This is a genomic window from Bradyrhizobium sp. USDA 336 (assembly GCF_044908355.1).
Classification (GTDB): Bacteria; Pseudomonadota; Alphaproteobacteria; order Rhizobiales; family Xanthobacteraceae; genus Bradyrhizobium; species Bradyrhizobium yuanmingense.
On sequence record NZ_JBIYDC010000002.1, the window covers coordinates 2654524 to 2671964 of the forward strand.

Here is a 17441-nt window from a genome sequence, read left to right on the forward strand (position 1 = left end):
TCGGAACAGATTGGCTCGACATGATCATCGAGTTTCGCTGTGAACGTGACTACGCGCGGCGCTGGATGGACCGCAGGACGCTGTCGGTCGACGGCCGGGACGTGCCGGTGCAAGTTGCATGGACGGCAACGGCGGAGCCGCGGCCGGCAGGTCTCGATGCGCTGTTCGAGCTCGAACGCATCGTGTTGCACAAGGGCAAGCACAGCGGCGCCGACAGGCTGACGATCAGCTCCGAACCAGCACGGGCTAGCATCGGCACCGCCGACGTGATCGTCGATTTCACGAGTGCCCCGCGCGATCCGGCGAGCCCGGCCCGGCTGTATCTGCGGCCGCTGTTCAACGGCGTCGCAGGCGAAAATGCCGCGCTCGCCGCCATCCTCGCCGGCGACCTGCCCGTGATCGAGATCGTCAACGAGATCGACGGTTCGGTCCTCGACCGCGGCCATCCGTCCGGTGAGATTGCTGCGGGCCTCAGTGGTGCGCTCGAAACGGTCATAGCGCGGACCCTGACCATGCTGGCGGCGATCCTGTCGGGAAGGCCTCGCATCGTGCCGCACCTGCCGCGCCCCGCTTCAACTGTCCCGCGCCGCGGACCCGTTGGCTACGTGGCGCGCGGCCTTGCCGTATCGATCGCCAAGGAGATCTATCGCCTCTGCTGCTATGCCCCGCATTGGCATGTCGGATGGCGCTTCAACGACGGCCCGGGCGTCTGGCAGACCGGAGACCTGTCAGGTCCAAGCTGGAACGTTCTGGGAGATCCTGGAAACCACTTCTACGCCGATCCCTTTCCCGTCACGTGGCAGGGACGGACCTTCGCCTTCTTCGAGGATCTCGATCACCGTGTCGGAAAAGGTATCATTTCCGCGATCGGGTTCAACGACGCGGGGCCGATCGGCGAGGTGATGCCGGTGCTGGAGGAGCCCTGTCACCTCTCCTATCCGTTCCTGATCGAGGACGATGGCGAGCTGTGGATGATCCCGGAGAGCTCGACCCGCGGGGACGTCGCCCTCTACAACTGCACTCGGTTTCCGGACAAATGGGAGCGATACGCAACGCTCCTTTCTGGCCTCGAGCTGGCCGACGTCACGATCACGCGCCACAACGGCCTGTATTATCTGTTTGGCGCCTGGCGCGACGGAGCCGGCGGCTATTCGGATTCGCTGGCGATCTATTACGCCGATCGCCTCCTGGGGCCCTGGTTGCCCCACGCCAGCAATCCAGTCTTGATCGACCGCGCCAGCACGCGGCCGGCAGGAAACTTCGTCACGCTCAATGACAGACTGTGGCGGCCGGTCCAGGATTGCACCGACGGATACGGCGCAGCGCTTGCCCTGGCGGAAGTGGTCGAGCTGTCGCCGACGGCATTCAAGCAGGTCGTCCGCCACACTCTGAAACCCGGACCGGCATGGCCGGGCAGGAAGCTGCATACTTTGAACCGCTGCGGACGGCTCGAGCTCGTCGACGGATCGCGCGTCCAGCCCAAGACCAGTCTCTTCGCGAGCGCAAGTCCGTCGGGCGTATCACCTGCGCGAACCAATCCCTCCACCGCGCGCTAAGGGCGATGCAACTGGGATGAACGTCAGCGCGCTTTAGCAATCAGCACGGGACCCGCGCGGGGCGGCGGCGCTCGAACCGCCGCCCCGTCAGATCTCCTGCTTTTTGAGGCGCCCCAGCAACGGGCGATGCCTTACTGTGAGCGATCCGAGGTCCAGCCCTTGTACTCGGCGACGTTGTCCCTGGTCACGAGCTTGGACGGCAGCAGCTCGACGGTCGAAGCCGGCTTCTGGCCGTTGAGAATGCCGACGCCGACCTGCACGGCGCGCCGCGCCATGAAGAACGGATCCTGCGACGCGGACGCCTGAATCTGCGGCGACTGCGGATCTTTCAGCGCGGCCTCGATATCGGGCGCGCCGTCGACGGCGGTGATGATCATGCCGGTTCGGTTCTGCTGGCGCGCCGCAAGGTCGGTGCCGATCGCCTGCGGATCGTTGATGGCGAAGATGGCGTCGATCTTGGGGAAGCGGGTCAGATAACCCTGCGCGACGGTGAGGCCGCCCTCGCGCGAGCCCTTGCCGTCCTGGTCGCTGGACAACACCTTGATGCCGGGATTCTTCGCGAACACGTTCTTGCAGCCGACCACACGGTCGATCACGGCGGAGACCTGCGGCCCGTTCTCGATGATGACGTCGCCCTTGCCGCCCAATTTGTCGACGATGTACTGGCAGGAGATCTCGCCGGCCTGCACGTTGTTCGTGGTCACGGTGGCATCGGCGCCCTCGGCGGCAGTGTCAACTGCGACGACGACGATGCCTGCAGCTTGGGCCTTCTTGATGGCCGGCCCGATCGCCTTGGGGTCGCCGGGATTGAGCAGGATCAGGTCGACGCCGGCGGCGATGAAATTGTCGATCTGGGTGACCTGCTTGCCGAGGTCGTATTCGAAGCCGACGGTCGTGATCTTCACGTTGGGATTGGTCTTCTTGGCCTCGAACTCGGCGCCCTTCGACAGCGCGACGAAGAACGGGTTGCCCATCGATCCCAGCGAGACGCCGATCGACTTGAGCTCCTTGGCGAAGGATGGTGCGGTGGTCAGGGCAAGCGCCATGGCGGCGCCGGCGAGCATGATCGTCTTCAACATGGACTTCCTCCCTGGTCTGTCTTCGTCCCCGGCGCGGCAGACCAGTTGCCGCATCGGAATCTCGTCTCAAGCCATGCGCACGCCGCTGCGCGCCAGGCCTCTCACGTTCTCGCGGAGCCTTGCAGCCGGTAGCGGTCCAGCGCCACGGCACCGATGATCACCAGGCCCTTGATCACATATTGCCAGATGTCGGAGACACCGATCAGGATGAGCCCGTTCGAGAGCACGGCGATGATGAGCGCACCCACCAGCGTGCCCCAGATCGAGCCGATGCCGCCGACGAACGAGGTGCCGCCGAGGATCACCGCAGTAATCGCGTCGAGCTCATAGGACTGACCGAGCTGGAGGCCGTTGGCCGCATAGAGCCGCGCCGCCTGCATGGCACCCCCGAGCCCGGCGAAAAGTCCAGAGATGCCGTAGACGAAGATCAGGACGGCCCAGACCTTGATGCCGGCCAGCCGTGCTGCGCTCTCGTTTCCGCCCACGGCATAGATATGCACGCCCAGCACGGTTCGGCGCAGCACCAGCCAAGAGACGAGAATGACGAGCAATGCGATCACCGAGAGCCACGGGATCGACGCGACGCCGGGAATGAGCGTCAGCGAGCCGTTGCCGATGAACGCGTAGGGAATGGAGGGATTGAACACGGTGGTGTCGGCCCCGAGCAGCCGCGCCAGGCCGCGCACCGCGGTGAGCGAGCCGAGCGTGACGATGAAGGGCGGCAGGCGAAGCAGCGCAATCAGCGCGCCGTTGACGATGCCAAAGACGAGGCCGGTGAGCAGTGCCGCCGGCAGCCACAGCATCCCGAGCTCCGGCATCTTGGAGAGCGTCAAACCCGCCATCGCGGAAGCTGCGAGGATCGAGCCGACCGACAGGTCGATGCCGCCGGTGAGGATGACGAAGGTCATGCCGGCGGCGAGCACGGTGTTCACAGCGGCCTGCTGCAATACGATGCCGAGGTTTTGTCCGGTGAAGAAGCGGCCTTCCGACAGCACGTTGAAGCCGATGCAGAGGATCAGCAGCACAGGCAACATGCCGAGCGCGCTGATCAGCATCCTCATCCGCTGGCGTCTTGTTTCCGCAGCAGCGCCGTTGGTCGTCGTCGATGCCGGCTTTGCCTCCACAGCACCATTGTCAGGCATCGAGATGCTCCATCCCCGTGGCAAGCCCCATGATGTCTTCCTGCGCCAGCGGCGAATGCGGACCGCGGCTGACCTCGCCGGCGATGTGCCCGGCACGCATCACGATGACGCGGTCGCAGATGCCGATGATCTCGGGCAGATCGGACGAGATGACGAGGATCGCGGTGCCGGCCTTGGCGAGGTTGTCGATGATCGAATAGATTTCCGACTTGGCACCGACATCGACGCCGCGCGTCGGCTCGTCGAGAATCAGGACCTTCGGCGCGATGGCGAGCAGCCGCGACAGCAGCACCTTCTGCTGGTTGCCGCCTGACAGGCCGCCGGCGGGAACGCCGGCATTGGCGGCGCGGATGCTGAGGCCTGCAAAGGCGCGGTCGGCGCGCTCGCGTGCCTTGTCGCGGTCCAGGAACCAGCCGAGCTTCGCATCGCGGCCGAGCACGGCCAAGTTGATGTTGTCCAGGCACGACATGTCGAGAAACAGGCCGAGCGCCTTCCTGTCTTCCGTCAGATAGGCGATGCCGGCCTCGAGCGCCTCGCCCGGCGTGCGGATCTCGACCGGACGTCCCTCCAGCTCGAGCCGGCCGGAGGTTTTCGGTGACGCACCGATGATGAGATGCGCAAGCTCGGTGCGACCAGCGCCGATCAGGCCGGCAAGGCCGACCACCTCACCGGCATGCACGGTGAGCGAGCAGCCCTTGACGCGCCCGCCATCGGCCATGTCGATCGCCGCGAGCACGGGATGCCCCCGCCCCGCCTCCGGATCATGGTCCTTCTTGTAGAACGAGGAGACGTCGCGGCCGACCATCAGCCGAACGATTGTGTCGGCGCGGATCTCGGGCTTGTCGAGCGAACCCACCAGGCGGCCGTCGCGTAGCACGGTGACGCGATCGCCGAGCGCATAGACCTCGTCCATGCGATGCGAGATGTAGATGATGGCAAGCCCTTCAGCGCGAAGCTGGCGGATCAGCGCGAACAGCCGCTCGCTTTCGGCGGCCGACAGCGAGGTCGTCGGCTCGTCCATGATGAGGATTTTCGATCTGACGTGCAGCGCACGGGCGATCTCGACCAGCTGCCGCTGCCCCATGGACAGATGCGCCACCAGCGTCGAGGGCAGGAAGTCCGCGCCCAGGCGCTTCAGGATCGGGCCGACGCCCTCGCGCATGGCGCCGCGCGCCAGCAAGCCCGATTGCGATATCTCCCGTCCCAGATAGATGTTCTCGGCAACGCTGAGATTGGGCGCGAGCGACAGCTCCTGGTAGATGATGGAGATGCCCGCCGCGCGGCCGCCGAGCGGGCCTTCGATCCGCACCGCCCTGCCCTCGATGCGGATCTCGCCGCCCGGATCGGGCCGGTAGGCGCCGGACAGGATCTTCATCAGCGTCGACTTGCCGGCGCCGTTCTCACCCATCAGGGCGTGAATTTCGCCGGGATAGACGGTGAGATCGACGGCCCGCAGCGCCTTGATGCCGAAGAAGGTCTTCGACACCCCGCGCATCTCGAGGATCGGATCGTTCATCGTGCCTCCCGGCGCACAATGCGTTTCCTACCCGCGTCTCGTTTCTCGGCAACGCGGTTTGGTCATTAAACAAAAGCGGGTGACGCAGGGCAATACCGAAGGCGCGTATACCGAAGTATGCAAACCAGATTGGGCCAGCTAGTGGCGCGGCCGATACAGTTCACGCCAGGCGGGAAGCCGCTCGGCGTAGGCATCGACCAGTGCAGCGTCGGGCTCGAATGTTTCGATGCGCTGCGGCTGCATGCATACGTCACCGATTGCCTCACCCGTGACAGCAAGCCGCCCCAATCTCGCCGCACCGAACGCGGCGCCGGTTTCACCTCCGGCAAAGCGATGGATCGGAATGTTCAGCACGTTCGCCAGCACCGCGAGCCAGAAGGCAGAGCGTGAACCGCCGCCAATCACGTCGGCTTCCGCAATTCCGATGCCGGCATCCGCGAGCGCATCGCGGCAATCGGCAAGCGCGAAGGCAACGCCTTCGAGCACAGCCTGCACGATCGCCGCGCGATCGGTGCCATGGCTCAGGCCATCCAGCATGCCGCGCACGACGGGGTCGTCGTGCGGCGTCCGCTCGCCGGCGAGATAAGGCAGGAAGCTCACGGGCGACGGCGCCTGCGGTCGCGCTCCAAGCGGTGCCAGCAGCTCGGCCTCGGTGACGCCGAACAGGCGCGCGAGCCAGGCCAGGCAGGAGGCGGCCGAGAGGATCGCGCCGGCCTGAATCCACATGCCGGGAATGGCGTGGCAGAACGTGTGCACGACTCGGTCGGGATTGGCGGCGATCCGGTCAGTCGGGGCCATGAGGGCACCCGAGGTTCCCAGCGACACGAAGGAGGCCCCCGGCCGGATTGCGCCGATGCCGACGGCGCCCGCGGGATTGTCGCCGGCCCCACCCGCGATCACCGGCTGCCTGATCATGCCCCAGCGCCGCGCGAGCTCGCTGCGCAATATCGTTGCGGGCGCGCATCCCTCGACCAGGCGCGGCATGTGCTCGCGTGACAGGCCGGTCGCGCCCAGCGCTGCGTCCGACCAGTCGCGACGCGCGACGTCGAGCCATAGGGACCCCGAGGCATCCGAGACGTCCTCGACGGGCTCGCCCGACAGCACCAGTCGCAGATAGGCCTTTGGCAGAAGGACGAGTTTCGTCGCCGCGAAGATCTCGGGCTCGTGCGCGGCGATCCAGAGCAGTTTTGGCGCGGTGAAGCCCGGCATCGCCTTGTTGCCCGTCACCTCGCGCAAGGCGGGCCAGCGTTGCTCCAGGACACGGCACTCAGTCGCAGAGCGTCCGTCGTTCCAGAGGATGCAGGGCCGCAGCGGCCTCAAGCTCGCATCGAGCAGCGTGGCGCCATGCATCTGGCCGGACAGCCCGATGCCTGCGACCGCTGCTAACGCATCGGCATGCGACGCCTTGAGGGCATCCAGCGTGGCGAAGGTCGCATCGATCCACTGCGCCGGATCCTGCTCGGAATAGCCCGGTTGCGGCGAGACGGTCGCGAGCGACCGGCTCTCGCTTGCGATCACGCGCTGGGCATCATCGACGAGAACCGTCTTGACCGCCGACGTGCCGAGATCGATGCCGAGATACATGCTGCTTCCGCTCACTTCGCCGCGTCGATCCAGATCCCTGGCTCTGAATGCTCCCGGATGTAGCTGACGAGGAAGTCGGAGAACACCCTGATCTTGGCCGGCAGCCTGACGCGGTTCTGATAGGCGATGTTCATGGTGAGCAACGGCAGCTGCCAATCGCTCAGGACAGGCACCAGCCGCGCAGCCGCGATATCGCCCTGCACGATATAGAGCGGCTGGATCAGGATGCCGAGCCCCGCGCGCGCCGCGCCACAGATGATCTGGCCGTCATTGCTGTCGAGCGTCGGCGCGATCCGGATCGTCTGCGTCGTGCTGCCCTGGCTCAGCCGCAGCGAATAGGGATCATTGGCGAGGTTGTAGATCAGCATGTTGTGGCGGGCGAGATCGGCGGGATGTTCGGGCCGGCCGTGCTTCTCGAGGTAGGAGGGAGCGGCCGCGAGCACGCGGTGCATCTGACCGATGCGGCGGACGACGATGTTTGAATCCGGCTCGTGCTCGCGGGTGCGGATCGCAACGTCGATGCCGGCCTCGATGAAATCGAGGTAGCGGTTCGCGCTGATGATCTGCACGCTGAGATCAGGATAGAGCGCGCGGAAGGCGGGCAGCATCGGCGCGAGATAGATCATCGCAAAGGAGAGCGAGCTCGTCACGCGCAGCATGCCCTTCGGCGACAGCGCGCGGTCGGAGACGGCGTCCTCGGCCTCGGCGAGCTCGTTCAGAAGCGTGCTGCACCGCTGCAGCAGTTCCTGTCCCGCTTCGGTCAGCCATTGCCGGCGCGTGTTGCGCTCGATCAGCCGGACCGCAAGCCGCTCCTCCAGCGCACTGAGATGGCGGCTCGCAGCGGCGTTCGACATCCGCAGTATTTCGGCGGCCTTGGAAAGGCTGCCGAGCTCAGCGGTTTTGGAGAAGACCTCGAGTTGAAGCAGCCGGTCCATTTTTGCGAAACGAGGAAAAGAGACTTACAAACTTTGACCTTTATTTCCGTTTTCTGCAAGGCAAAATGGCGCCAACAAAGCACCATTGCAGGCGAGGAAATCAGGAAATGTCGGGCCCGATCAGGCACATCGTGATGTGGCGACTGCGCGGGGAGACGCCCGCGGAGCGCTCGGCCGCCCGGCTCAAGGTCAAGACCTTGTTCGAGGGCCTCAAAGGCCGGATCGACGGCCTCACCCATATCGAAGTCGGCATGGACGTCAGCGCGGTCGATTACGCCTGCGACGTGGTGCTGTTCTCCGAATTCACGGACCAGGCGGCGCTTGCGGCCTACGCCAACCACCCGGAACATCTGCGTGTGCGCGAGGCGCTAGGCGACTTGCGGATCGGGCGCTTCCAGGTCGATTATCCCATCAAAGAGACCGGCGCATGATCGGTTCGTTCACCTTCGAAAACCTGCCCTGCCGCGTCGTGTTCGGCAGCGGAACGCTGGCGAGCGCCAGGGCCGAGGTCGAGCGGCTCGGCGGCAAGCGTGCGCTGGTGTTGACGACGCCGCAGCAGGAGGCGCAGGGCAAGAGCCTCGGCGCAGCGCTCGGCCCGCTCTATGCCGGCATCTTTTCCGGCGCCACCATGCACACGCCGGTCGAGGTCACGCAACGCGCGCTCGCGGTGATGAAGACATGCGAGGCCGATTGCGTCGTCTCGCTCGGCGGCGGCTCGACCACCGGGCTCGGCAAGGCTTTGGCCTTGCGTACCGGCGTCAACCAGCTCTGCATTCCCACCACCTATGCCGGCTCGGAGATGACGCCGATCGTCGGCCAGACCGAGAACGGGCTGAAGACCACGGTGCGCGATGCGGCCGTGCTGCCGGAGACCGTGATCTACGACGTCGACCTGACGTTGACGCTGCCGGCGAGTCTGGCCGCAACATCCGGCATTAACGCGATCGCGCATGCGGTCGAGGCGCTCTACGCGCGCGACGCCAATCCTGTCACCTCGCTGATGGCCGAAGAAGGCATCCGCGCGCTGGCGCGCGCTTTGCCCGGTATTGCCGCCAACAGCGACGATCGCGAGGCCCGCACCGAGGCGCTCTATGGCGCCTGGCTGTGCGGTGTCTGCCTGGGCACTGTCGGCATGGCGCTGCATCACAAGCTCTGCCATACGCTCGGCGGCACCTTCGACCTGCCGCACGCCGAAACCCACACCATCGTGCTGCCGCATGCGCTGGCCTACAACGCGCCGGCCGTGCCCGACGCGATGGCGCGGATCGCGCGCGCGATCGGCGCGACCGACGCATCGCAGGGACTTTTCGATCTTGCGAAGCGACTGGGTGCGAAGGTCGCGCTGCGCGATGTCGGCATGCCCGAGAGCGGCATCGACAAGGCGGCCGATCTCGCCGTCACCAACGCCTATTGGAACCCGCGCCCGCTCGAGCGTGGCGCCATTCGCGACTTGATTGCACGCGCCTTCGCCGGCGAGCCGCCAAGCGCCATCAAAGCGGCGGCGTGAGGCGATGCGGCGCACCCTGATCAGATCCGCCACCGTCATCAGCATGGATGACGCGATCGGCGATCTCGCGACCGGCGATGTGCTGGTCGAGGGCAGCCGGATCGCCGAGGTGCGCCCGTCGATCGACGCTGCGGCCGACACGGAGGTCGTCGACGGCACGGGCCGCATCGTCATTCCCGGCCTGATCAACGCACATATGCATACTTGGCAGACCGGCTTGCGCGGCTTTGCAGCGAACTGGACGCTGCTGGAATATTTCCGCCGCATGCATGCGGGCCTCGCCACCGTGTTCCGGCCCGACGACATCTACATCGCAACCCTTGTCGGCGCGCTGAACCAGATCAATCACGGCGTCACCACGCTGGTCGACTGGTGCCACAACAACCCGACGCCGGACCATACCGACGCCGCCGTGCGCGGCCTGATCGAAAGCGGCATCCGCGCCGCGTTCTTCCACGGCTCACCGAAGCCCGAGCCGAAGCCGGGCGAGCCGCATTTCTCGGAAGTGCCGCATCCGCGCCGCGAGGTCGAGCGGTTGCTGGCGGGTCCCCTCGCCGACCGCAATGGACTCGTCACGCTCGGGCTCGCCATCCTCGGTCCGCATTATTCGACGCTCGACGTCGCCATGCACGATTTCCGCCTGGCGCGGGAGCTGAACCTGATCGCATCGATGCATCACGGCGGCGGTCCGGCGAAGACGCCCGGCGGCTGGGAAAAGCTGCTCGAGGTCGGCCTCGTCGACCCCGGCATCAACATCGTCCATGGCAACGATCTGCCCGATGATCTGCTCGATCGTCTCGTCGATCTCGGCGTATCGTTCTCGGTGACGCCCGAGAACGAGATGATCCAGGGCCATGGCTTTCCGATCACCGGCCGCCTTCTGAAGCGCGGCGTGCGGCCGACCATCGGCATCGACCTGGAGTCCGTGCTGGCCGGCGATCTCCTCTCCGCCGCGCGCGTTGCGCTGTCGATGCAGCGGGCACTGGACAATGCGGAATCGCGCAAAGTGAGTGGCGCCATTCCGGCGACGACCACGATTCCCGTGCGCGAAGCGCTGCGCTGGGTCACGACGGAAGGCGCCCGCATGCTCGGCCGCGAGCACCAGATCGGCTCGCTGACGCCGGGCAAGCTCGCCGACCTCGTCATCATCAACGCCTCCGATTTCAATCTTCATCCGGTGCATGACCCGATCGCAACTGTCGTGATGCAGACGAGCCTCGCCAACATCGAGGCCGTCATGATCGGCGGCGTTTGGCAGAAGAGGAACGGCCGGCTTCTGGTCGAGGGACTCGAGACGAAGAAGGAGTTGCTGGCACAATCCGGCCGGCGGCTGGTGCAGGATATCGAACGACAGGGACACGCCGCCTGAAGGCGCCAATGGACCAGAACAATGACTGACGCTTCGAAGAATGTTGCTTTCATCGGGATCGGCAAGATGGGCCTGCCGATGTCGGTGCTCGTCGCGAAAGCCGGCTACACCGTCACCGCGTTCGATCAGAGCGCGGCGAGGATCAGCGAGGCTCACGCGCAGGGCATTGCGATTGCCGCTTCGCCGGCCGAGACCGTGAGCGGCAAGGCGGCCGTGATCACGTCCCTGCCCGACGACGCCGCCTTGCGCAGCGCGTTGCTCGGCCCCGCCGGCCTGGTCGCCGCGATGGCACAAGGTGCCGTCCTGATCGAAACCAGCACCGTGAGTGTCGACGCCTCGGCTGAGATTGCGGCCGCCGCGCAGGCACGCGGCATTGCCTATCTGCGCGCGCCGGTCTCCGGCAATGCCAGCATCGTGCACACCGGCGCGCTGACCTGCTTCGTCTCGGGGCCGAAGGACGCGTTCGAGAGCGCAAAGCCGCTGTTCACCGCATTCACCCGCGCCCAGACCTATCTCGGCCCGGCCGAGGAAGCGCGTTACGCAAAACTCTCGGTCAACCTGATGATCGCGGTCTCGGCGGCAATGATGGCCGAGAGCCTGGCGCTCGCGCGCAAGGGCGGCATTGCCTGGCAGGATATCCTGAAGGTGCTCGACGATAGCGCAGTCGCCTCGCCCATGGTGAAGTACAAGACCGCGCCGCTACGGACTCGCGACTTCGAGTCCACCTTCTCCTGCAAGCAGATGGCGAAGGATCTCGACCTGATCCTGGGCGCCGGCCACGCCGTCGGCGTGCCGCTGCAGCTTGCCGCGCAAGTGCGCGAGACCTATGGCGCGCTGGTCGCGCAAGGCGACGGCGACACCGACTTCATTGCGACCGTCAAGCATCTCGAACGACTGTCCGGCCTCGGCGAACCAAAACTCTGATCGCGGAGATACACATGCGTAACTTCAACGAAAACACGATCACGGACGCGGTGCTGGAGCGGATCGCGGGCGCGACCGATCCGCGCATCAAGCAGGTGAGCGAAGCGCTGGTGCGGCATCTTCACGCCTTCGTCCGCGAGGTGCGGCCGACCCAGAAGGAGTGGGAATACGGCATCGACTTCCTGACCCGCACCGGGCATATGTGCACCGACAAGCGCCAGGAGTTCATCCTGCTGTCGGACACGCTCGGCGTCTCCATGCTGGTCGATGCCATCAACCATCCGGTGCCCGAAGGCGCGACCGAGACCACGGTGCTCGGGCCGTTCTTCGTCCAGGCTGCGCCCGAGAAGGACAGCGGCGCTGACATCTCCGGGCCGATGGATGGCGATCCCATGCTGGTCACCGGCTCGGTCTCGACCGTGGACGGAAAGCCGCTCGCCGGCGCCATCGTGGACGTCTGGCACTCCGACGACGACGGCTATTACGACGTGCAGCAGCTCGATGAGATCGGCGATCTCGCGATGCGCGCCCGCTTCCACACCGATGCCAACGGCTGCTTCCATTTCTGGTCGATCAAGCCGGCCGCCTACCCGATTCCGCATGACGGACCGGTCGGCGAGATGCTGGAGGTGCAGGGACGCCATCCCTGGCGCCCGGCGCACGTGCACTTCATGATCTCAGCGCCAGGTTTCGAGCAGCTGGTGACGCACGTGTTCGTTGCCGGCGACCAATATCTCGACAGCGACGTCGTGTTCGGCGTCAAGGACAGCCTGATCCGCAACTTCGTCCGTCATCCGGCCGGCCGTGCGCCGGATGGTCGCATGGTGGAGCGCGACTATTTTCATCTCAACTATGATTTCGGCCTGAAGCAGGTCGCAAGCAACGCAAGAGCCGCTTAAGCTCAACAGCGGACCAACAAGAGTCCGTAAAACAGGGACGGGAGCTGAGGATGGGACCGCGGGTCAGCACGGGCATTGTGGCCGAGCGCCTTGCTGGAATGATCGGTCCGCGCGCGAGCGTCGCGCGCGGCGTGCTCGATCAGCATGGGCAGAGCGAGTCGCACTATCAGAGCCTACCGCCCGACATCGTGGTCTTCCCTGAGACCACGCAGGAGGTCGCAGAAATCGTCAAGCTCTGCGCCGGCGTGGGCATGCCGATCGTCCCGTTCGGCGCCGGGACCTCGCTCGAAGGCAATGCGGCGGCGGTCGCCGGCGGCGTCTGCTTCGACTTCGCGCGCATGAACAAGGTGCTCAGCCTGCACGACAGCGACATGGACGTCGTGGTGCAGCCCGGCATCACACGCAAGCAACTGAATGCTGAGCTGCGCAATACCGGCCTGTTCTTCCCGATCGATCCCGGCGCCGACGCCTCGATCGGCGGCATGACCTCGACGCGCGCCTCCGGCACGATGGCGGTGCGCTACGGCACCATGAAAGACAACGTCATGGCGCTCGAGGTCGTGCTGGCCGACGGGCGCATCATCCGCACTGCCCGGCGCGCGCGGAAATCGGCGGCGGGCTATGATCTGACGCGCATGTTCGTCGGCGCGGAAGGCACGCTCGGCGTCATCACGGAGATCACGCTGAAGGTGCACCCGGTGCCGCAGGCGATCTCGGCCGCGGTCTGCAGCTTCGACACCCTGCACGATGCGGTGGACACCGCGATCTCCGTGATCCAGTCCGCGATCCCCGTGGCCCGCATCGAGCTGCTCGATGACGTCATGATGCGGGGCATCAATGCCTACGCCAAGCTCGGCTATCGCGAGGCCCCCACGCTGTTCTTCGAATTCCACGGCTCCGAAACCTCCGTCGCCGAGCAGGCCGAAGCCGCGCAGGCGATCGCAGCCGATCATGGCGGCCATGGCTTTGCCTGGGCCAAAGCGCAGGAAGACCGCAGCCGGCTCTGGCATGCCCGCGACAACACGCTCTATGCGGGCCTCGGCCTGCGCCCCGGCGCACGCGCCGTCATCACCGACGTCTGCGTGCCGATCTCGCGTCTCGCCGAATGCCTGACCGAGACGCGTCGTGACGCGGACGAGCATGGCTTCACCGCGCCGATCGTCGGCCATGTCGGCGATGGCAATTTCCACATGCTGATCCTGATCGACCCGACAAAACCGGAGGAGGCCGAAGGCGCCAAGGCGCTGCAGGCCCGCATGGTCGCGCGTGCCATCACCATGGACGGCACCTGCACCGGCGAGCACGGCATCGGGCTCGGCAAGATCGACTATCTCACCGACGAGCTCGGCGAGGCCGTGGACGTGATGCGATCGATCAAGGCGGCGCTCGATCCCGACGGATTGATGAACCCCGGAAAGATTTTTGCTGGCAGAGCCAAAACATGAGCAATACGCCATGAGCGACGCGCTCCCGATCGAGGTCACCTCACCCACGCCGCTGCTGGAGCTGCGCGGCATCAGCAAGGAGTTTCCGGGCGTCAAGGCGCTCGACGACGTGTCCTTTGCCGTCTACCCCGGCGAAGTCCATATGCTGCTGGGCGAGAACGGCGCCGGCAAGTCGAGCCTGATGAAGGTGCTGTGCGGCGCGTATCGCGCCGACGCGGGCGAGTTCTATTACAACGGCGAGAGGGTCGCGATCTCTTCGACCGCCGATGCGCAGAAGCTCGGCATCGCCGTGATCTTCCAGGAATTCTCGCTGGTCCCCCATCTCGACATCGCCCAGAACATCTTTCTTGGCCGCGAGCCGAAGGGCCGCATTCCCGGCACCATCGACCGTCGCAGGATATTGGCTGACGCAAGGCGCGTGCTCGACACCATCGGCTTCGACATCGATCCCGCCACCACCGTCGACAAGCTCGGCGTCGCGCAGCAGCAGATGGTCGAGATCGCCAAGGCGATCAGCCAGAACGCCCGCATCCTCGTCATGGACGAGCCGACAGCGGCACTGTCCGACCGCGAGACCGAGCTTTTGTTCGCGCTGATTGCGCGGCTGAAGGCCGACGGCGTCTCGATCGTCTATATCTCGCACCGCATGGCCGAGGTGTTCGCGCTCGGCGATCGCATCACCGTGCTGCGCGACGGCCGCCGCATCGACGGAGTCCGGCCCGCCGACGTCACGCCGGACCAGCTGGTCCGCATGATGGTCGGCCGCAACGTCGACATGACCTATCCGCGCCATTTCGCCGACAAGCCCGGCGAGGTGCTGCTCGAGGTCAAGGGCCTCTCCGCGCCCACCGGCATCTCCGACATCAACATCGAGGTGCGCCGCGGCGAGATCGTCGGGCTGTGCGGCCTGGTCGGCTCCGGCCGCAGCGAGGTCGCCCGCGCCATCTTCGGCGCCGATCCCGTGGCCTCGGGCGAGATCATCTTCGACGGCAAGAGCATGTCCGGCGAGCCGGATCTCGCCGCCCGCCGCGGCATCGCGCTGATCCCGGAGAGCCGCAAGAGCGAAGGCCTCGCGCTGCTGCGATCCGTCAGCGACAATCTGGTGGTGTCGGCGCTGAAAAAACTGTTCCCGAGCGGGCTGTTCGACCAACGCTCGGCCCAGCGTACCGCCGACGGCCTGATCCGGCAGCTCCGCATCGCGACGCCGAGCGCACGCCAGACCGTCGGCCTGCTCTCCGGCGGCAACCAGCAGAAGGTCGTGATCGGCAAATGGCTCGCCGCCGGCTCGAAGCTCTTCATCTTCGACGAGCCGACGCGGGGCATCGACATCGGCGCCAAGTCGGAGATCTTCGCGCTGATCGACCGCCTCGTGGCGGACGGCGCGGCGGCGCTGATGATCTCGTCCGAGCAGGTCGAGATCTGCCATGTCTGCGACCGCGCCTATGTGATGCGCGAGGGGCGCATCGCGGGACATTTGTCACGCAACGAATTGACCGAGGAGAACATCGTGCGATTGGGGATGCATCATGCGTGAGGTCGCGGTCGTCGCTCAACCCAATCCGCTGCAGCGCATTCCCGGCGTTGCCATGGTGCTGGTGCTGCTGATCGCGCTGTTCAGCGTGATCGCGCCCGGCTTCCTGTCGGTCGCCAACCTCTCCAACGTGCTGGTGCAGTCGACCATCCTGACCATGCTCGCGCTGCCGATGACGCTGATCATCATGACGGAGGGGCTGGACCTGTCGATGGGCGCGGTGCTGACGCTGACTTCGCTCTGCGTGGCGATCGTGTCGCTCGCGACCAAGTCGATGCTACTGGGCCTCGGCGCCGGCCTTCTGGTCGGCACGGCCTTTGGCGTTGCCAACGGCTGGCTAGTCGCCATTCTCGGCATACCGCCGTTCGTCGCGACCCTCGGCACGCTCGGCATGGCGCAGGGCCTGTCGCTGATCGTCAGCGACGGCCAGAGCGTGGTCGGCATTCCCCACAGCGTGCGCGACATCTACTCGGCGACGCTAGCAGGCATCCCCGTGCCGATCGTGATGGCGCTGGTGACCTATGCGGCCTTTCACGGCCTGCTCTATCACACCCGGTTCGGCACCTACATCTTTGCCCTGGGCGGCAACCGCGAGGCACTGCGCTATGCCGGCCTCTCGCCCAACAGGCTGCTGATCGCGGTCTACGCGATCGGCGGCGCCATGGCCGGCATCGCCGGCCTGTTGATGACCGCACGCATGAACTCCGGTCACCCCACCGCGGGCCTCGGTCTGGAATTCGATGCCATCGCGGCCGTCGCCGTCGGCGGCACCTCGTTCGAGCGCGGCAATGGCTGGCTGCTCGGTACGCTGCTCGGGGTTCTCTCCGTCGGCGTGCTGCGCAACGGGCTGAACCTGATCTCGCTGCCCTCCTCGGTGCAGGTCGCCAGCGTCGGCGTGCTCGTGATCGTTGCCCTGTTCCTCGACGGCCTCAGGAGCCGCACATGACCGACATCACCAAGGGCGCCATGGCGCCGCCCCGCTCTTTCCTGTCGCAGGACGCGGTCCAGCTGTTCTATCGCCTGCTCGCCGCTTTCCTGATCTGCGCCGTGCTCGCCGTGCTCAGCGATTCCTTCCTGAGCCTCGGCAACATCCTCAACGTGCTGAGGCAAGCGAGCCTGACCTTCTTCATCGCCTCCGGCCTGACGCTGGTGGTGCTCACGGCCGGCCTCGATCTCTCCGTCGGCGCCAATGTCGCGCTGTCCGCCTGCCTCGCCGGCACCGTGATCCACACGACCGGTTCGCCCGCGCTCGGCATCCTCACCGGGCTTGCCTGCGGCGGCATCGTCGGCCTGATCAACGGCATCATGGTCACGGCGCTGCGCATCCCCTCCTTCATCGCCACCTATGGCATGCTCTGGGTGCTGAACGGCCTCACCTATTGGTACATGGCGGGCGAGACCCTGCACGGCTTCCCCGCCGGCTTCCGCCAGATCGGCAGCGGCTATCTGTTCGGTCTGCCGATCCCGGTCTATCTGCTCCTGGTGTTCCTCGGGATCGGGACGTTCTTCGCGCAGCGCACGGTCTGGGGCCAGGAGATCTATGCGATCGGCGCCAATCCGGTCGCCGCGCGCCTCTCCGGCATCCCGGTGGCGCGCCGCCTGCTGCTGGTCTACGCGGTCTCAGGCACCATGGCGGGACTGGCCTCGATCATCTTCCTGTCGCGGCTCAATTCGGCCGAGGCCGACATCGGCGAGAGCCTGACGCTGCCGGCGATCGCGGCCGTTCTGATCGGGGGCACCTCGCTGTTCGGTGGCGTTGGCACCGTGTTCGGCACCTTCATCGGCGCGCTGATCCTGACCCTGGTGCTGAACGGCATGAACCTGCTCGCGGTCAGCGCCAATTGGCAGCCGCTCGTCACCGGCGTCATCGTCATTCTCGCGGTTTGGCTCGACATGAAGACCCGCCGCCGCGCGCAATGAGTTCTGGCAATCCAACAAGCAAAATGAGGGATGG

General features: G+C 66.0%; 15 protein-coding genes. 10 read left to right on the top strand and 5 right to left on the bottom strand.

Translation table 11 applies throughout. The features are described 5' to 3' along the window. The first annotated feature begins 20 nt into the window (after positions 1-20). A complete protein-coding gene (locus ABIA45_RS13420; RefSeq protein WP_404652357.1) occupies positions 21-1556 on the top strand; it encodes a hypothetical protein in 1536 nt (511 codons plus the stop codon). 131 nt (positions 1557-1687) lie between these two features. Here the strand turns inward: ABIA45_RS13420 and ABIA45_RS13425 are convergent, their stop codons facing one another. The 5 genes from ABIA45_RS13425 to ABIA45_RS13445 all read right to left on the bottom strand — a co-directional run bounded on the left by ABIA45_RS13425 (position 1688) and on the right by ABIA45_RS13445 (position 7812). Further along, on the bottom strand, positions 1688-2635 hold the full coding sequence (locus tag ABIA45_RS13425) for an ABC transporter substrate-binding protein (protein WP_197946720.1): 948 nt from the start codon (positions 2633-2635) through the stop codon (positions 1688-1690). Between the two features lie 101 nt (positions 2636-2736). Beyond that, on the bottom strand, positions 2737-3777 hold the full coding sequence (locus tag ABIA45_RS13430) for an ABC transporter permease subunit (RefSeq protein WP_157282642.1): 1041 nt from the start codon (positions 3775-3777) through the stop codon (positions 2737-2739). Continuing rightward, positions 3770-5293: a sugar ABC transporter ATP-binding protein gene (locus tag ABIA45_RS13435; protein ID WP_404652358.1), complete on the bottom strand. Its 1524-nt coding sequence runs from the start codon at positions 5291-5293 to the stop codon at positions 3770-3772. Before ABIA45_RS13435 ends, ABIA45_RS13430 begins: the two co-directional genes overlap by 8 nt. Before the next feature lie 138 nt (positions 5294-5431). Then, complete coding sequence (gene xylB, locus ABIA45_RS13440) at positions 5432-6877, bottom strand: xylulokinase (protein WP_404652359.1); 1446 nt, start codon at positions 6875-6877, stop codon at positions 5432-5434. An 11-nt stretch (positions 6878-6888) separates the two neighbouring features. Further along, the gene (locus ABIA45_RS13445; protein WP_404652361.1) at positions 6889-7812 is read right to left on the bottom strand and encodes a LysR family transcriptional regulator; all 924 of its coding nucleotides are present in this window, start codon (positions 7810-7812) and stop codon (positions 6889-6891) included. A gap of 107 nt (positions 7813-7919) precedes the next feature. Between ABIA45_RS13445 and ABIA45_RS13450 the strand changes: the two genes are divergently transcribed. The 9 genes from ABIA45_RS13450 to ABIA45_RS13490 are packed head-to-tail and all read left to right on the top strand — an operon-like array spanning position 7920 to position 17407. Next, positions 7920-8243 carry a Dabb family protein gene (locus ABIA45_RS13450; protein ID WP_036034831.1) on the top strand — a complete coding sequence of 108 codons (324 nt, stop codon included), beginning with the start codon at positions 7920-7922 and terminating at the stop codon, positions 8241-8243. Then, positions 8240-9319: a maleylacetate reductase gene (locus ABIA45_RS13455; protein WP_404652363.1), complete on the top strand. Its 1080-nt coding sequence runs from the start codon at positions 8240-8242 to the stop codon at positions 9317-9319. The genes ABIA45_RS13450 and ABIA45_RS13455 overlap by 4 nt, the downstream gene beginning before the upstream one ends. Before the next feature lie 4 nt (positions 9320-9323). Continuing rightward, a complete protein-coding gene (locus ABIA45_RS13460; RefSeq protein ID WP_404652365.1) occupies positions 9324-10688 on the top strand; it encodes an amidohydrolase family protein in 1365 nt (454 codons plus the stop codon). 21 nt (positions 10689-10709) lie between these two features. After that, positions 10710-11612 carry an NAD(P)-dependent oxidoreductase gene (locus tag ABIA45_RS13465; protein ID WP_404652366.1) on the top strand — a complete coding sequence of 301 codons (903 nt, stop codon included), beginning with the start codon at positions 10710-10712 and terminating at the stop codon, positions 11610-11612. A gap of 14 nt (positions 11613-11626) precedes the next feature. Next, the gene (locus tag ABIA45_RS13470; protein WP_404652368.1) at positions 11627-12511 is read left to right on the top strand and encodes an intradiol ring-cleavage dioxygenase; all 885 of its coding nucleotides are present in this window, start codon (positions 11627-11629) and stop codon (positions 12509-12511) included. Positions 12512-12561: 50 nt separating this feature from the next. After that, positions 12562-13956: an FAD-linked oxidase C-terminal domain-containing protein gene (locus tag ABIA45_RS13475; protein WP_404652370.1), complete on the top strand. Its 1395-nt coding sequence runs from the start codon at positions 12562-12564 to the stop codon at positions 13954-13956. Positions 13957-13966: 10 nt separating this feature from the next. Then, on the top strand, positions 13967-15490 hold the full coding sequence (locus ABIA45_RS13480; RefSeq protein ID WP_404542091.1) for a sugar ABC transporter ATP-binding protein: 1524 nt from the start codon (positions 13967-13969) through the stop codon (positions 15488-15490). Beyond that, on the top strand, positions 15483-16433 hold the full coding sequence (locus ABIA45_RS13485) for an ABC transporter permease (protein ID WP_404652372.1): 951 nt from the start codon (positions 15483-15485) through the stop codon (positions 16431-16433). The genes ABIA45_RS13480 and ABIA45_RS13485 overlap by 8 nt, the downstream gene beginning before the upstream one ends. Beyond that, the gene (locus tag ABIA45_RS13490) at positions 16430-17407 is read left to right on the top strand and encodes an ABC transporter permease (protein WP_404652374.1); all 978 of its coding nucleotides are present in this window, start codon (positions 16430-16432) and stop codon (positions 17405-17407) included. The genes ABIA45_RS13485 and ABIA45_RS13490 overlap by 4 nt, the downstream gene beginning before the upstream one ends. Positions 17408-17441: the final 34 nt, after the last annotated feature.

What these genes read in the sequence shown, in the direction of transcription:
- ABIA45_RS13455 (WP_404652363.1), top strand. Translation starts at nt 8,240, where the DNA reads ATGATCGGTTCGTTCACCTTCGAAAACCTGCCCTGCCGCGTCGTGTTC.
- ABIA45_RS13420 (WP_404652357.1), top strand. Translation starts at nt 21, where the DNA reads ATGATCATCGAGTTTCGCTGTGAACGTGACTACGCGCGGCGCTGGATG.
- ABIA45_RS13485 (WP_404652372.1), top strand. Translation starts at nt 15,483, where the DNA reads ATGCGTGAGGTCGCGGTCGTCGCTCAACCCAATCCGCTGCAGCGCATT.
- ABIA45_RS13460 (WP_404652365.1), top strand. Translation starts at nt 9,324, where the DNA reads ATGCGGCGCACCCTGATCAGATCCGCCACCGTCATCAGCATGGATGAC.
- xylB (WP_404652359.1), bottom strand. Translation starts at nt 6,877, where the DNA reads ATGTATCTCGGCATCGATCTCGGCACGTCGGCGGTCAAGACGGTTCTC.
- ABIA45_RS13425 (WP_197946720.1), bottom strand. Translation starts at nt 2,635, where the DNA reads ATGTTGAAGACGATCATGCTCGCCGGCGCCGCCATGGCGCTTGCCCTG.
- ABIA45_RS13450 (WP_036034831.1), top strand. Translation starts at nt 7,920, where the DNA reads ATGTCGGGCCCGATCAGGCACATCGTGATGTGGCGACTGCGCGGGGAG.
- ABIA45_RS13470 (WP_404652368.1), top strand. Translation starts at nt 11,627, where the DNA reads ATGCGTAACTTCAACGAAAACACGATCACGGACGCGGTGCTGGAGCGG.
- ABIA45_RS13435 (WP_404652358.1), bottom strand. Translation starts at nt 5,293, where the DNA reads ATGAACGATCCGATCCTCGAGATGCGCGGGGTGTCGAAGACCTTCTTC.
- ABIA45_RS13430 (WP_157282642.1), bottom strand. Translation starts at nt 3,777, where the DNA reads ATGCCTGACAATGGTGCTGTGGAGGCAAAGCCGGCATCGACGACGACC.
- ABIA45_RS13445 (WP_404652361.1), bottom strand. Translation starts at nt 7,812, where the DNA reads ATGGACCGGCTGCTTCAACTCGAGGTCTTCTCCAAAACCGCTGAGCTC.
- ABIA45_RS13480 (WP_404542091.1), top strand. Translation starts at nt 13,967, where the DNA reads ATGAGCGACGCGCTCCCGATCGAGGTCACCTCACCCACGCCGCTGCTG.
- ABIA45_RS13490 (WP_404652374.1), top strand. Translation starts at nt 16,430, where the DNA reads ATGACCGACATCACCAAGGGCGCCATGGCGCCGCCCCGCTCTTTCCTG.
- ABIA45_RS13465 (WP_404652366.1), top strand. Translation starts at nt 10,710, where the DNA reads ATGACTGACGCTTCGAAGAATGTTGCTTTCATCGGGATCGGCAAGATG.
- ABIA45_RS13475 (WP_404652370.1), top strand. Translation starts at nt 12,562, where the DNA reads ATGGGACCGCGGGTCAGCACGGGCATTGTGGCCGAGCGCCTTGCTGGA.